Annotated in this window: 17 protein-coding genes; 9 read left to right on the top strand and 8 right to left on the bottom strand. The window is 70.0% G+C overall.

Annotated elements, in window-relative coordinates:
* Positions 1–114: 114 nt before the first annotated feature.
* Positions 115–624 (top strand): hypothetical protein, encoded by a 510-nt coding sequence (locus AC069I_RS30995; RefSeq protein WP_478227960.1) that lies wholly within the window; start codon positions 115–117, stop codon positions 622–624.
* Here AC069I_RS30995 and AC069I_RS30990 read toward each other — a convergent pair.
* A complete protein-coding gene (locus AC069I_RS30990; RefSeq protein ID WP_478227961.1) occupies positions 621–1,085 on the bottom strand; it encodes a cupin domain-containing protein in 465 nt (154 codons plus the stop codon). The genes AC069I_RS30995 and AC069I_RS30990 overlap by 4 nt on opposite strands.
* A gap of 79 nt (positions 1,086–1,164) precedes the next feature.
* On the opposite strand from AC069I_RS30990, the gene AC069I_RS30985 reads away from it, so the two are divergent.
* Entirely contained in the window at positions 1,165–1,614 is a 450-nt protein-coding gene (locus tag AC069I_RS30985; RefSeq protein WP_478227962.1) for a MarR family winged helix-turn-helix transcriptional regulator, read from the top strand.
* Here AC069I_RS30985 and AC069I_RS30980 read toward each other — a convergent pair.
* Positions 1,608–2,573 (bottom strand): AraC family transcriptional regulator, encoded by a 966-nt coding sequence (locus AC069I_RS30980; RefSeq protein ID WP_478267015.1) that lies wholly within the window; start codon positions 2,571–2,573, stop codon positions 1,608–1,610. The genes AC069I_RS30985 and AC069I_RS30980 overlap by 7 nt on opposite strands.
* 135 nt (positions 2,574–2,708) lie before the next feature.
* Between AC069I_RS30980 and AC069I_RS30975 the strand changes: the two genes are divergently transcribed.
* Both AC069I_RS30975 and AC069I_RS30970 read left to right on the top strand, forming a co-directional pair.
* Entirely contained in the window at positions 2,709–3,833 is a 1,125-nt protein-coding gene (locus AC069I_RS30975; RefSeq protein WP_478227964.1) for an FAD-dependent monooxygenase, read from the top strand.
* 35 nt (positions 3,834–3,868) lie between these two features.
* On the top strand, positions 3,869–4,486 hold the full coding sequence (locus tag AC069I_RS30970; RefSeq protein ID WP_478227965.1) for a carbonic anhydrase: 618 nt from the start codon (positions 3,869–3,871) through the stop codon (positions 4,484–4,486).
* A gap of 158 nt (positions 4,487–4,644) precedes the next feature.
* On the opposite strand, the gene chrA is transcribed toward AC069I_RS30970, so the two are convergent.
* Genes chrA through AC069I_RS30955 form a run of 3 tightly spaced genes read right to left on the bottom strand, consistent with a single transcriptional unit; the run spans position 4,645 to position 6,988 of the window.
* On the bottom strand, positions 4,645–5,829 hold the full coding sequence (gene chrA, locus AC069I_RS30965) for a chromate efflux transporter (RefSeq protein ID WP_478227966.1): 1,185 nt from the start codon (positions 5,827–5,829) through the stop codon (positions 4,645–4,647).
* Between the two features lie 26 nt (positions 5,830–5,855).
* The gene (locus tag AC069I_RS30960) at positions 5,856–6,239 is read right to left on the bottom strand and encodes a VOC family protein (protein WP_478227967.1); all 384 of its coding nucleotides are present in this window, start codon (positions 6,237–6,239) and stop codon (positions 5,856–5,858) included.
* Positions 6,236–6,988, bottom strand: a complete 753-nt coding sequence (locus AC069I_RS30955) for an arsenate reductase/protein-tyrosine-phosphatase family protein (protein WP_478228103.1) — start codon at positions 6,986–6,988, stop codon at positions 6,236–6,238. The genes AC069I_RS30960 and AC069I_RS30955 overlap by 4 nt, the downstream gene beginning before the upstream one ends.
* Before the next feature lie 113 nt (positions 6,989–7,101).
* On the opposite strand from AC069I_RS30955, the gene AC069I_RS30950 reads away from it, so the two are divergent.
* Positions 7,102–7,323: a three-helix bundle dimerization domain-containing protein gene (locus tag AC069I_RS30950; RefSeq protein WP_478227968.1), complete on the top strand. Its 222-nt coding sequence runs from the start codon at positions 7,102–7,104 to the stop codon at positions 7,321–7,323.
* 105 nt (positions 7,324–7,428) lie between these two features.
* Here AC069I_RS30950 and AC069I_RS30945 read toward each other — a convergent pair whose 3' ends face one another.
* Positions 7,429–7,815, bottom strand: a complete 387-nt coding sequence (locus AC069I_RS30945; protein ID WP_478227969.1) for a DUF6223 family protein — start codon at positions 7,813–7,815, stop codon at positions 7,429–7,431.
* Between the two features lie 193 nt (positions 7,816–8,008).
* Between AC069I_RS30945 and AC069I_RS30940 the strand changes: the two genes are divergently transcribed.
* Both AC069I_RS30940 and AC069I_RS30935 read left to right on the top strand, forming a co-directional pair.
* Positions 8,009–9,115, top strand: a complete 1,107-nt coding sequence (locus AC069I_RS30940; protein ID WP_478267014.1) for a sensor histidine kinase — start codon at positions 8,009–8,011, stop codon at positions 9,113–9,115.
* Positions 9,112–9,783: a response regulator gene (locus AC069I_RS30935; RefSeq protein WP_478233084.1), complete on the top strand. Its 672-nt coding sequence runs from the start codon at positions 9,112–9,114 to the stop codon at positions 9,781–9,783. The genes AC069I_RS30940 and AC069I_RS30935 overlap by 4 nt, the downstream gene beginning before the upstream one ends.
* 5 nt (positions 9,784–9,788) lie before the next feature.
* Here the strand turns inward: AC069I_RS30935 and AC069I_RS30930 are convergent, their stop codons facing one another.
* A complete protein-coding gene (locus AC069I_RS30930; protein WP_478227972.1) occupies positions 9,789–10,151 on the bottom strand; it encodes a DUF5313 family protein in 363 nt (120 codons plus the stop codon).
* Positions 10,152–10,381: 230 nt separating this feature from the next.
* Here AC069I_RS30930 and AC069I_RS30925 point away from each other — a divergent pair, with 230 nt between their 5' ends.
* Positions 10,382–10,636, top strand: a complete 255-nt coding sequence (locus AC069I_RS30925; protein WP_478227973.1) for a Prokaryotic metallothionein — start codon at positions 10,382–10,384, stop codon at positions 10,634–10,636.
* 198 nt (positions 10,637–10,834) lie between these two features.
* Here the strand turns inward: AC069I_RS30925 and AC069I_RS30920 are convergent, their stop codons facing one another.
* Positions 10,835–11,938, bottom strand: coding sequence for an Rv2629 family ribosome hibernation factor (locus AC069I_RS30920; RefSeq protein ID WP_478267013.1), 1,104 nt, complete (start codon positions 11,936–11,938; stop codon positions 10,835–10,837).
* A 199-nt stretch (positions 11,939–12,137) separates the two neighbouring features.
* On the opposite strand from AC069I_RS30920, the gene AC069I_RS30915 reads away from it, so the two are divergent.
* The gene (locus tag AC069I_RS30915; RefSeq protein ID WP_478227975.1) at positions 12,138–12,725 is read left to right on the top strand and encodes a hypothetical protein; all 588 of its coding nucleotides are present in this window, start codon (positions 12,138–12,140) and stop codon (positions 12,723–12,725) included.
* The last annotated feature ends 33 nt before the right edge of the window (positions 12,726–12,758 follow it).

Below are 12,758 nucleotides of genomic sequence, written 5' to 3'. Positions count from 1 at the left end.
AACCGTTGATCCCCTATCGAAGCATGCCTGCCGGGGAGGCGTGGGCTGTTCACACCACAGCCCGGACCCTGCCGCATAATGCCGCGGTGACGACCTGACACTTGGGGGCAGTCCATGAACGACCGGCTGGCCATCTCCAGGGAGCAGGCCGAACGCACGCTCGGCCCGAGGGTCGCAAAACGACTCGACGCGTTCGACAACGGGACCCTCTACGTCTCGGCGGGCGGGTGGGCCGAGTTGCTGGCCTGGCTCGTGGACTTCGCCGTCTACCTGCTGGGCGCGGGAGCCGGTTTCGTGGTTTTCGCGGTCGCCACCCGGAACAGTGCGATCCCCGACAGCGCGGCCCTGCTGACCCTGCTCGGCCTGCTGATCGGTGTCCCGGTGCTTTACGGCCTGTTCTTCGGTAACGGCCGCGTTGTCGGCGCCGCGCTCACCGGGACCCGGCTCGTCCGGGTCAAGGACGGCGGGCGGATCGGCGCGGCGGCCTGCTGGGCCATGCTCGTGCGCACCCTGCTGTTCCCCCTCCTGCTCGTCGCGATGGTGCTGGCCGGATCGGGCGGTGTCGGTTCGGTCAGGAGGGTCAGCATCGACGAGGAGGCCACCCGGCGGCTCCGTAGCGGCTAGGCGATGTCCCACTCCGGCGCGTCGACGAAGTGGACGTCGTACCGCTCGTGCAGGCGCTCGACCTCCTCCGGCGCGACGTTCCCGCGCAGGATCTCGGGCAGGACGCGGAAGTAGCCGAACCGGTCGACCCCCGGCGCCAGCGTGATGAGGACATCCGCGGCCCGCTCCGGCGGCGCGGCGAACGCGTGCCGCACCCCCGGCGGGATCACCACGTATCCACCGCGCTCGATTGTGACCGTTTCCGCGCCGACCAACATGCGCAGTGCTCCTTCCAGCACGTAGAAGGCTTCCGCGGATTTCTTGTGATAATGCGGTCTCGTGCCGGGTTCACCGGCTTGGAGGGACAACCGGTTCGCGCCGAGAAAACCGCCCGTGTGCTCGCCGTCGGCCAGCAACCACAACGCGGGCTTCTCGATGACCTCCGCGTCCTTCTCCTGCATCACCCAGGCTTCGTTCGCCATCGCGTTCCCCATCTAGTTGAAGTCTTCAACCAAAGCTAGACCGAAGTGGTTGAAGCCGTCAACTGTTACCGTGTGTGCCGTGACCGACTGGCTCGACACGGAACAGCAGCGCGACTGGCGGGCGTTCATCGAAGGCTCCGTGCGCTTCATCGACCTGCTCGACCGGCGGCTGCGCGAGGAGCACGGCCTTTCCCTGGCCGAGTACGAACTCCTGGTGCGGCTGTCCGAAGCCACCGGCCGGTCGATGCGCATGGCGGACCTCGCGAAATCGGCGTACTACTCGCGCAGCCGGCTGTCGCACCGCGTCAGCGGGCTGGAAACCCGCGGGCTGGTCCGGCGGGAATCGGCCGCCGACGACGGCCGTGGTGTGCGGGCGCGGCTCACCGACAAGGGACACGAGACCCTGCTGCGCGCGGCGCCGGACAATCTCCGCACTGTCCGCGAACACTTCGTGGACGTGATCGCGCCGGAAGACCTCCAGGCCGTCGGCCGCGCCATGCGCGCCGTCACCGCGCGACTCGATCAGTGACGCGTCGCCGAAGGAAGCTCACCGAACCGCGCGCGGTACTCCCCCGCGAACCGGCCGAGATGGGTCATGCCCCAGCGATGGGCTATGTCGCCGATCAGGTCGCCGGTCGACAGGATGTCGTGGCGGATCCGGTCCAGCCTCAGGTCGCGGACGTAGCCCATCGGTGTCGTCCCGAGTTTCTCCCGGAACGCGTCGCCGATCGTCCGCGCGCCGCACCCGGCCGCCTGCGCGATCCGGCCGAGGGACATCGGCTCCGGCAGGTTCGCTTCGATGTACGCCACGGCGGCGCGCAGCGCCCTGGGCTGCGGCGTCCGGGAAGCGCCTCGCAGCACGGCGGTGTGGTTATGCGGCTGGGCCAGCAGAAGCGCGGTCACGACGCACCGCATCTGACTCCGCCGCAATTCCTCCCGCTGGAAGAGCGGATCGGCCGAGTCGAGTTGTGCGATCAAGGAGCCGATCAGCAGTCTCACCGTCCTCCCCCGCGGCCCGGACAGGTCCAGGGGAAGGTCGAACCGCACGGCGGAACCGGTCGGGCGCCCGGCGAGCGCCGCGAGTTCCCGCTGGACCAGCCCGGCGTCGATGCGCAGGGCCAGGAATTTCGTCCCCGGCCCTTTCGGGCGTAGTTCCTGGACGTCGCCCGGGTTGACCACCCCGGCCTTCGTCCGGCCGAGGACGGCTTGACGGCCGCCGCGGCTCGCGGAGATCTCCCCGGCCAGCCCCAGATTGACGAAGTACGAGTCCCCGCCGGGCAGCGGGCCGACCCGCACCGCGAGCGAGGAGGCGAAGTACCCGACCGCGAAATCCTCCACGACGACTCCCCGTACCTCGTGCTCGCTGCCGTCGAAGGGACCAAGTGGGCTGGTGGCGACCGCCCCGCCGAAGAGCCGAGCCGCAGAACGGAGCAGGTTCACCGGATTTCCGGACTTCGTGAGGACGAAGTCGCAGAGCGGGCTCGACAACGCCGATCACCTCCTTGTCGACGAGTCGATCATGTCACCGATCGCCCGCCGGATCCGGACAACGGCCGCCGGAAGCGGACAGGACGGCCTGGACAACCGGCTTAACTTGGCCGCATACAACGGCTTGGAGGGTCCATGGACGACAAGGACGGCACCCGTTCGGCACTGATCACCGGCGCGGGGATCGCGGGCTTGACGGCGGCGAGCGCGCTGGCTCGGCGAGGCTGGCGTGTCGAGGTCATCGAGGCGGGCGACGAGGCCGCCACCGCCGGCTGGGGGCTGAGCCTGACCGGCCCGTCGCTTCGGGCACTCGACGCGCTGGGGCTGGCCGAGCGGTGCCTCGCCCGCGGGTACGGCATGAGCGTGATCACCAACGTGGACCTGGACGGAGCGGAGACCACGATCGATCTCCCGCGCCTGATCGGCCGCGATCGTCCGGCCATGGCGGGGATCGCGCGCCCGGAACTGCATCGGATCCTGCGCGCGGAGGCACTGCGACTCGGCGCGCGAATCCACTATGGACTCGGTGTTTCCCGCCTGCTCCCGGGAAACGGAGGGGCGCGAGCCGAACTGACCGACTCGACGACGCGAACCGTCGACCTGCTCGTCGGCGCCGATGGCATCCGGTCCGTCGTCCGCGATCTCCTCGGCCGCTCCGCCCCGATCCGGTACCACGGCCAGATGGTGTGGCGGGCGCTCGTGCCCCGCCCGGGCTGGGCCACCGGCATCCACACCTTCGCCGGTGGCCGCCATCAGACCGGCGTCGTGCCGATCTCGGCGAGCCGCGCCTACGTCTTCCTCACCGAGAACGGGGTGCGGCCGGGCGTGCTCCCGGACGCCGTCCTCGCCTCGCGGATGGGGGAACTGCTGGCACCGTTCACCGGCCGGGTCGCCGAGATCCGGCCTCACGTGGCACGGTCCGATTCGCTCGTTCGCCGTCCCGTGCGGACCGCCTTCGTCGACGCGCCGTGGTCCGACGGGCCCAGCGTCCTCATCGGCGACGCCGCGCACGCTCCCTCACCGCAGATGGCCGGCGGGGCCGCGCTCGCCATCGAGGACGGCGTGGTCCTGGCCGAGGAGCTGGATCGCCGCCAGGACATCCGGAAGGCGCTGAAGGCCTTTGTGGACCGCCGCCGGGAACGCTGCGCGCTCCTGGTCGAGACCTCGGTCACGATCGCCGCCCTCGAGCAGGAGCAGCGGCATCGTGACGCGTATCCGCTCATCGAGGCATGTCACCGGCGGATGGCGCGACCGGCGTGATGCCCGTCTTGGCGGCAACCGGTAATGTCCGGATCATGAGCGACGCGCCGCCGACCCCTTCCGAGGCCTTCGACCTTCTGCTCTCCGGTAACCGACGCTTCGTCGCCGGCACCCCGGAACACCCGAACCAGGACGCGGTACGCCGCGCCGAAACCGCTCCTGAACAGAGCCCCTTCGCCGTCCTCTTCGGCTGTTCCGACTCGCGACTGGCCGCCGAGATCATCTTCGACCGCGGGCTGGGCGACCTGTTCGTCGTCCGCACCGCGGGCCACGTCGCCGGTTCGGAGGTGCTGGGCAGCATCGAGTACGCCGTCAGCATCCTCAAGGCTCCCCTGGTCGTCGTCCTCGGCCACGACTCCTGCGGCGCCGTCGCCGCGACCCGCGCGGCGCTGACCGACGGACTCGGCACGAACAGCTTCGTCCGCGACGTCATCGAGCGGGTCACCCCGAGTGTCCTCGCCGCCCAGGCCGCCGGGCTCACCGAGAACGACGACATCATCGACGAGCACATCCGCCACACCGTCGACCTCCTCGTCGACCGCTCCAGGCTGCTCGCCGACAAGATCGAGGCCGGCGAGACCGCCATCGCCGGGCTGTCGTACCACCTGGCCGACGGCAACGCGCGGGTCGTCACCACCCGGGGGTTGGAGTAGGCGCTGTCCTGTAAGTCTGTTCGATGGGCTTCGTGATCCAGGCGGTTCCTGGCGATGCGGGCGGTTCGGCCTCGTACCGGGTTGTACTCGGCTGAGCCCCCGTGCCGTCAGGGGCCGCTTGGGCGCGAAGACCGCGGACATGACTTGCAGGACAGTGCCTAACTCGGCAGGAGCGCTCCGGCCAGCGCGAGGACGGTTCCGGCACCGGCCGCGATCAGGATCGTGGTCACCACTCCGCGCCGTAACACGAACAGCAGGACCCCGGCGCCGGCGAGTACGGCGTACTGCCATGCCTGGGTCAGGCTGAGCGCGAGCGGGATCGCCGAGCCGAGGATGGCGCCGACGGCGGCCGGTCCGGCGCCGTCGAGGAACGCCCGCACGTTCGGGTTGCCGCGCAGCCGGTCGAAATGCTTGGCACCGAAGAGAATGAAGAGGAACGACGGGGTGAAGGCGACCAGCGAGGCGAGGATGCCGCCGGCGAGCCCCGCCGCGGCGTAGCCGACGACGGCGACCGTCTGCACCACAGGGCCCGGGGTGACCTGGCCGAGCGCGACCGCGTTGAGGAACTCCCCCGCGGTCATCCAGTGGTAGGTGTTCACCGCGTCGTCCTGCATGAGCGGGATGATCACGAAACCGCCGCCGTAGGACAGCATCCCGACCTTGAGCGCCACCCACGCCACCGACGCGAAGACGCCGACGCCCGCTGCCGCGGCGGCCAAGGATTGGACGGGGACGGCGAACAGGGCGGCCGTGGACTCGCCGCGGCGTGAGCGGTTCACGGTCAGCTCGATCAGGCCGCAGCCCAGCAGGACGAGCACCAGCCACGGACCGAGCAAGGCGGCCGACGCGACACCCGCGACGACGTACAGAGCCCAGCGCACGCGCCCCGTCGTGGCCGCACGCCGCCATCCCGCCGGGATCAGGCCGACACCCGCGTGCACCGCGACGGCGGCGACCGCCGCACCCGCTCCCGCACCGGCGCCACGGACCCACGCCGGCGGCGATCCGGTGAGGAACAGCGCGGCCAGCGCCAAGATCACGATGAGACCGGGCACGATGAACGCCGCGCCGCCGATGAGCGCCCCCGCGCGGCCGCGCACCCGCCACGCCGTGAAGATCGCCAGCTGGGTCGAAGCCGGGCCGGGCAACAGGTTGCAGGCGGCGATCGCGTCCTCGAACTCCTGATCCGAGAGCCAGCCCCGGCGCTGCACGCACAGCTTGCGGAGCAGGGCGATATGGGTGGGCGGACCGCCGAAACCGATGCAGCCGATCCGGCCCCATTCCCGCAGGACGGTTCCCAGGCCAGGTGTGGCGACGGCGTCCTGAGTGGACTCGTCCGGCATCGCGGGCTCCTGCTCGCCGTGCGGGGTCAACGGGCCGTGGGCTGGAACAGTTCGACCGGATTGCCCGCCGGGTCGTCGAACACGATCTGGCGGCCGCCCGGACCGGTCACGACGTCACTGCGGAACCGGACGCCCGCCGCACGCAGCCTGGCGACTTCGGCGTCGATGTCGCCGACGACGAGATGGATGCGGTTCCAGCCGCCCGGCGCCGGTTTGGTCCCGTCCGGCATCGGACGGCCCGCCGAACTCTCCGGACCGCTGAGCAGCAGCCGGAGATTTCCGCGCACCACGTCCGCGAACGCGGGCAGCACACTCGAGCGCACGGTGAATTCCAGGTGCCCGGTGTAGAACTCGACGGCCGCCGCGACGTCGTCGACCAGGTAACGCACACTCACCAGATCCGAAGTCATGTCCACTTCACCTCATCGTTCAGGTTCTTCAGCTGGGCGGTCAGGAACCCGATCCGCCGGTCCAGTTCGGCGGCGAGGCGACGGAACGCCGGATAGGTCTCGCCCGCGTCGTCGATTTCCCGTGCCGGGTCCGGCAGGCTCCAATGGACGACGCGCGGATGCCCGGGGAACTCCGGGCAGACCTCGCGGACCCGGTCGCAAAGGCTGATCACCCAATGGAATCGTCTGTTCCGTAGACCATCCACATGGGACGGCTCGTGGTCGAGGGCGATGCCGCGCTCGGCCATGGCGCGCACGGCGTCCGGATGCAGCGGTTTCGGATGGCTGCCCGCACTGGCCACCTCGACCGTCGAACCGGCCCGGTGCCGCAGCAGCGCCTCGGCCATCGGGGACCGTCCGCTGTTGCCGGTGCACACGAAGAGCACCTTGAGCCGGGAACCGGCGCTGTTCACGTCCGCCGGGTTCGGCACGAGCGCGGGATGCAGCGAACTCCCCGCCTCAGCAAGCGCGTCCGCGCACCGCCCGAGGTCCAGGTGGTAGTAGGTGTCACGACCGTCGAAACTGCTTCTCCGCCCCCTGACCAGCTCCGCCGCTCGCAGCTTGCGCAGGTGATAGGACACCAGGTTCTGCGGCTGCCCGACCAGTTCCACCAGTTCGCGCACCCGGCGGTCGCCGTGGGACAACTCGCGCAGCAGCCGCCAGCGCAGCGGATCACTCGCCAGCCGCACGAACGGCGGCGGCTCGGACATCTCAACGGTCGCCACGTGCCCAAGTTACATCAATACAGGTTGATATATCTAGACCTCGGCGCCCGGGAACGTTATCGTCGCGTGGTGCCGTCTCCCGAGATCGTGGAGTTGTCATGACCGCAGACCCGCCACACCTCCCACCCAGCGACGAAAACCTCGAGAAACTGATCGACGCGCTGACCGAACGCTTTCCCGCCCGACGCGAGGAGGTCGAAGCGATCGTCCACCGGCACTTCACCGAACTCAGCTCCCACGCCCCGGTGGACGCCTATCTCCTCCAGCTGACCGAAGGCAAGACCGCGGACGAACTTCGCACCCGCTACCCGGCGCATTGAGCTTCCGCATCACGATGGGTACTCGGCTGAAGGTGCTGCCGGTACGCGGGTGGCCGTTTCGCGTGCGCTGGGGCTCGTGAGTGGTAAGGACGGTTCTAACCGTCCTTACCACTCACGAGACCGCTCCCTCCCCGAAGAGTGTCCCTTGTGGACAGTCGAGACGGCGCGACGGGCACGTGACAGGGCAAGCCAGCCGAGGATCGCGGCGAGCGACCCGATCACCAGCGCGACGAAACCGCCGACGATTCCGTAGCCGGTGCCGGGCCCGCCCTCGGCGGCGGCCACGACGAAACCACCGCCCGCCATGCCGGACAGCCCCGCCGTCAGTGCCACGATGGCCGCGCGCCGGGTGGTGCCGGAGCGGAGACGGGCGAGGGCGAACCCTCCGGCGATCACCCCGATCACCCCCGCCAGCGCGGCCACCAAGGACCAGAGACGCCCGGGAGTCAGGTAGGCGGCGGCGAGCGGCTCGGACAGCAGATGGACCGACATGGGGCATTCCTTCGTTCGATGGCCGGATGTCCCTTGATGGTGTCCGCCGGGGCCGCCGAGGGCGTCCGGTGAACGCAGGCAATCCGGGCTGCCGCCGATGCGGCAGGAACGCCGGGACTACCGCGTGCGCGGTAGACCGCGGATGGTCCGCGTGGAGGAGTCGCCAGGGCGGGCAGCTGGCTAGGGTGCACGCGTGAGCAGGGTGTGGGACTGGGTGATCGCCGCCGGGGTGACGGCGGTCCTGCTCGTCACGGGACTGTCCGGTGTGGACTCCACGACGAGCCTCGACCCGCTGGGCCACGTGGTGCTGGTCGCCAGTGGCCTGGCGCTCGTCGCCCACCGCCGGGCGCCGGTCACGGTGCTGGCCGTGACCGGGGTGTGCGCCTTGGGATACCAGGCCCTCGGCTTCGAGGTTCCTGTCGTCGCTTACCTGGTCGCGGTCTACGCCGCCGTCCGGGCCGGTCACCGGGTCGTCGCCGTCGCGGGATCGCTGCTCATGGTCGCCGCGCTCCCGCTCTTCCTCCTGGCCTCCGCCAACGCCGTCACCGTGAGCGAGGCACTCGCACAGAGCCGGGACGCGCTTCAGCTGGCCTGGCTGATCGCCGCCGGAGCGGCGGGTGAGGCGATGCGCCAGGCAGAACGGCGGGCCGACGAGGCCGAACGCACCCGCGAAGAGACTGCGCGGCGCCGGGCCGACGAGGAACGCCTGCACATCGCGCGGGAGCTGCACGATTCGCTCACCCACCAGATCTCCGTCATCAAGGTGCAGGCCGAAGTCGCCGTCCACCTGGCGACCAAACGGGGTGAGCCGGTGCCGGAATCCTTGCTGGCGATCCGGGAAGCCGGTCGTGAGGCGTCCCGGGAACTGCGGGCGACCCTGGAAGCCCTGCGTGACGAGGGAACGAATGCGCCGCACGGGCTCGACCGGATCCCCGACCTGGTGGAACGCGCGAAGGCGACCGGCCTGGACGCGACGCTCGTCGTCGAAGGGCGGCGGCCCGGCCTGCCCGTGGCGGTGGACCGCACCGCGTACCGGATCGTCCAGGAATCGCTGACCAACATCGCCCGGCACGCCGCGGCCACGACCGCGTCCGTCCGGATCGACCACCGCCCCGGCGCTCTCGCCATCCGGGTCGACGACGACGGCTGGGCCGCTCCGGACACCGCACCGGTGCCCGGCGTCGGACTGCTGGGGATGCGTGAACGGGTCACCGCCCTGGGCGGCAGTCTCCACGCCGGACCGCGAAACTCGGGCGGTTTCTCCGTCCGGGCCGAACTGCCCGTTGAGCGAACCGCATGATCCGTGTCCTGCTGGTCGACGATCAGCCGCTTCTCCGCAGCGGCTTCCGCGCGCTGCTCGACGTCGAGGAAGACATCGAGGTCGTGGCCGAAGCCTCCGACGGGAGCGACGGCGTGGCGCTCGCCAGGAAGCACCTGCCCGACATCGCGCTCATCGACATCCAGATGCCCGTCGTCGACGGCATCGAGGCGACCCGGCGCATCGCCGCCGATCCGGCCCTGTCCGGCGTACACGTCGTCATCCTGACCAACTACGGCCTGGACGAGTACGTCTTCGACGCGCTGCGGGCGGGCGCGGCGGGATTCCTGGTCAAGGACATCGAACCCGAAGACTTCCTGCACGCCGTCCGCGTGGCCGCACGTGGCGACGCGCTGCTCGCGCCATCGATCACCCGCAAGCTGATCGACCGGTACGTCACCCTGCCGCCGGGCGCCGGCACGGGCACTGGGCTGAAGGAGCTGACCAACCGCGAACGCGAAGCCGTCACCCTGGTCGCTCGGGGCCTGTCCAACGACGAAATCGCCGACCGCATGGTGATCAGCCCGCTGACCGCGAAGACCCACGTCAACCGCGCCATGACCAAACTCCACGCCCGCGACCGCGCGCAGCTCGTCGTGCTCGCCTACGAATCCGGCCTGGTAGTGCCAGGCGACCCGGCTCCGGGCTAGCCCGATCAGGGCCAGCTGCCCGAGCCTCCCCGGGCGGACCGGACCGCTTTGCCGGTGCCGCGCGGAAAACCGTGTTTGCCGAGCCGGACCTCGGCCAGTTCGTCCGCGCTGGTCATCGTGAAGAACAGCGCGAGGAACAGGCTCAGCACGAGCGCGCCCAGCACCGGCGCCACCGGCAACGGCGTCAGCGTCACCAGGAGCACGAACGCGGCCACGAGCCACGGCAGCGCCTCGAAACAGATCCGGACGGCGAAGCGCAGCAGCCACGTGCGCGCCGTCGCGTCGTGCAGGACCCAGTCCCGGTATCGCTCGGGCAGCCGCCGTCCGTAGACGTACTGCATCCAGCGGATCGGACCTGGTCGTTCCATACGAATCACCTCCTGGTGATTACCCCTTTTCGCCTCGATTCATGTACGCGGCCGTGATTGCCGGAGAACCGAGCCGGGTAGCCCATCGACATGGCTGACGCGCGCACTCCGGCCCGCTCGTTCGCCAGGACTACGCTGTCGGCCCCCGGCCGGCTCGAAGCCGTCCTCGCCGGTGGCCGGATCCCTTTGCTCGCCGAGAAATGAACACCGAACCGGAGGAGGAAGCCCCGATGGCCACCTGCGAAGTCTGCGGAAACGACTACGAGAAGACGTTCGAGATCCAGACCGTCGAAGGAGCGAGGCATACCTTCGACTCCTTCGAATGCGCGATCCACCAGCTGGCGCCGAGCTGCGAACACTGCGGATGCCGCGTCATCGGGCACGGAATCCAGGTGGAGGACCGGTTCTTCTGCTGCGCCCACTGCGCGCGGGAAAGCGCGGTCGCCGGCGGCGAGAAGGCACGCGACGCCGTCGCCACGTCCTGAGCATTATGTCGTTCGGGTGACAAGGGCTCCTCGGGGGCATGGCGAAACCGAGCCAGGATATGCGGCAGGGCCACCGCCCGCCCTCCGAGGAGACAACGGTGGTGAGGTCGGGCAGACCCTCGTGTGCACGTTCTGCCGTCCTCACCGCGCGGACCGGGCCAGCCGCGAGGAACGCGACGGCACCGGCGCGCGCTGAAATCAGACCGCGAACCTCAGGATCGCGCCGACGCCCTCGGCCAGGCCCTCACCGCTGACGGGGACGAGATCCGCGCCTTCGGCCAGCACGGCCGCCGGAAGCGTTTCGTCCGCGCGACACCGCGTGAGAGCTTCCGCGCCGGTCCCCGACAGTTCGAGATCCTCCTTCGTGGTCGCGACCTGCGTCGGGTCGCCCGCGACCCAGACGAGCCGGTCGGCCAGCGACTCGCCGTCGATCAGCAGCGTCTCGACGGCGGCCGACCGCAGGGCCGCCGTCGTTCGCGCGAGCCCGTCCACCGCCGGCCCGCCGTCGCGCCCCTGTTCGGCGCGGAACCGGTCGATCACGTCCTGGCGACGGCGTTCCGCGTGCTCCGCCAGCACCCGCCGCACCTCGGCTTCGAGCGCCTCGGGCGCGCTCCCGTCCGCCCGGCCGCCTTCTTCGAGCTCGACGACCTTCGCCGTCCCCCGCGGCGGGAGTTCGTCACGTACCAGCGCCCGCGCCTGCACTTCGCCCGCGAGCACCAGCACCTCGGCGCCGACTGTGTCCGCGAGCTTGACCGCCTCCCGCGCGACCTCCGCGGCGTTGCGTTCCGCGACGGCTTCGACGCGATGCTGGATGTTCCAGTAGGCCGAGCCACCGCCGCGCACCTTGTGCACCGGGTGGTCCTCGCCCTCGACGGTCCGCTCCTCGGCACCGTCCTCGCCGACCGCGTACAGATCGGCGCCCGTCTTGTCCACGACCACCACCACATGCGGCACGACCGCCGGGGAAAGCCGCAGAAGCGGGAGCAGATACGGCTGCGGCGCGACCCGGACGACCTCACGGAGCGGCGGCTCCACGAGCTCCTCGTCGAGCACGATCTCCCCGCCCTCGGCGACCAGGGCACGCCCGGCCCTGCCTTCGGATGGCGGCGCGGCAGTCACGGCCGCGTCGAGCGCGCTGAGTGTCCGTTCCTCGGCGCCTTCGTCGGCCAGCTGCTTGCGGATCGACCGCCAGCGCAGGTCCAGTCGCGCGGCGGCGTCCTCGGTGTCGTGCGAGTTGTCGAAATAGACCGACGCGAACGGTCCTTCGCGCACGGTGACCTGCCGGAGCGTTGAAGTGTGCACGGTATCTCCTGTCTCGTCGGTTCCGCTTTCGATCTTCGGGTACCCGGGAGAAGGCCGGTGAATCATGGCTCTGGCGTCGGGCGGGAAGTCCGTGAAGGCCTCCTTGCCTACCCTGACGGTAGGGAAGGAGGCCTTCACGGACTTAAGAACGGCGAATTCTTCTTTCCGTCACAAGGGGGTCTGCCCGTAGAATGGGGCGATGTCGGGGGACGAGTCGAAGAAGACCGATGACGAGCCGGACTACAAGAAGTGGGGCGTCATCGTCGGCACGATCAGTGGGGTCTTCGCCATTCTGGCGGCCGTCAATACGCTGACCGGGTTCAATCCGTTGAAGGGCCTCGCGCCCTCCCCCACCAGCCAGACGTCGGCTTCACGGCCGCTCGCCGCGGCCACGAGCGTGCCGCGGACCACCGTGTCGCGGCCGATCCGGGAACCGGCGCGGACCACGGCGGAAGCGCCCGCCACCCGGGCCGCCCGGACGACGCCACCGGCACGACCCGATTTCCAGGTCCGCTCCTCGCAGTGGAACGGACCGTGCAACGACAACGCCTGCTCGATGAGCGCCGTCTTCCGCAACAACGGCGGCACGGGTTCCGGAACCGCGACGTTCTTCGTGCTGTGGCCGGACAAGTTCAGCTATCTCGCGCAATGTTCCGTCGTACTTCCCAGAACGGGCGAGAACGATTTCACCAGTGCCGGATGCGTCGCGAGCAGCGCGCAGTTGCAGAACTATTTCCGCACCCATCGCGGCGGAACCGTGCGCCTGTACGTCAAGGCCGAAAGCTGACCTGTCCGTGAAGGCCTCCTTGCCTACCCTGAA

The organism is Amycolatopsis sp. NPDC043885, from assembly GCF_056435685.1.
The sequence above is the reverse complement of the archived record's forward strand: the minus strand, read 5'-3'. Positions and strand labels throughout refer to the sequence as shown.

Coding starts and splice junctions, on each gene's coding strand:
- AC069I_RS30995 (WP_478227960.1), top strand. CDS start 115: ATGAACGACCGGCTGGCCATCTCCAGGGAGCAGGCCGAACGCACGCTC.
- AC069I_RS30990 (WP_478227961.1), bottom strand. CDS start 1,085: ATGGCGAACGAAGCCTGGGTGATGCAGGAGAAGGACGCGGAGGTCATC.
- AC069I_RS30975 (WP_478227964.1), top strand. CDS start 2,709: ATGGACGACAAGGACGGCACCCGTTCGGCACTGATCACCGGCGCGGGG.
- AC069I_RS30970 (WP_478227965.1), top strand. CDS start 3,869: ATGAGCGACGCGCCGCCGACCCCTTCCGAGGCCTTCGACCTTCTGCTC.
- chrA (WP_478227966.1), bottom strand. CDS start 5,829: ATGCCGGACGAGTCCACTCAGGACGCCGTCGCCACACCTGGCCTGGGA.
- AC069I_RS30960 (WP_478227967.1), bottom strand. CDS start 6,239: ATGACTTCGGATCTGGTGAGTGTGCGTTACCTGGTCGACGACGTCGCG.
- AC069I_RS30955 (WP_478228103.1), bottom strand. CDS start 6,988: ATGTCCGAGCCGCCGCCGTTCGTGCGGCTGGCGAGTGATCCGCTGCGC.
- AC069I_RS30950 (WP_478227968.1), top strand. CDS start 7,102: ATGACCGCAGACCCGCCACACCTCCCACCCAGCGACGAAAACCTCGAG.
- AC069I_RS30945 (WP_478227969.1), bottom strand. CDS start 7,815: ATGTCGGTCCATCTGCTGTCCGAGCCGCTCGCCGCCGCCTACCTGACT.
- AC069I_RS30935 (WP_478233084.1), top strand. CDS start 9,112: ATGATCCGTGTCCTGCTGGTCGACGATCAGCCGCTTCTCCGCAGCGGC.
- AC069I_RS30930 (WP_478227972.1), bottom strand. CDS start 10,151: ATGGAACGACCAGGTCCGATCCGCTGGATGCAGTACGTCTACGGACGG.
- AC069I_RS30925 (WP_478227973.1), top strand. CDS start 10,382: ATGGCCACCTGCGAAGTCTGCGGAAACGACTACGAGAAGACGTTCGAG.
- AC069I_RS30915 (WP_478227975.1), top strand. CDS start 12,138: ATGTCGGGGGACGAGTCGAAGAAGACCGATGACGAGCCGGACTACAAG.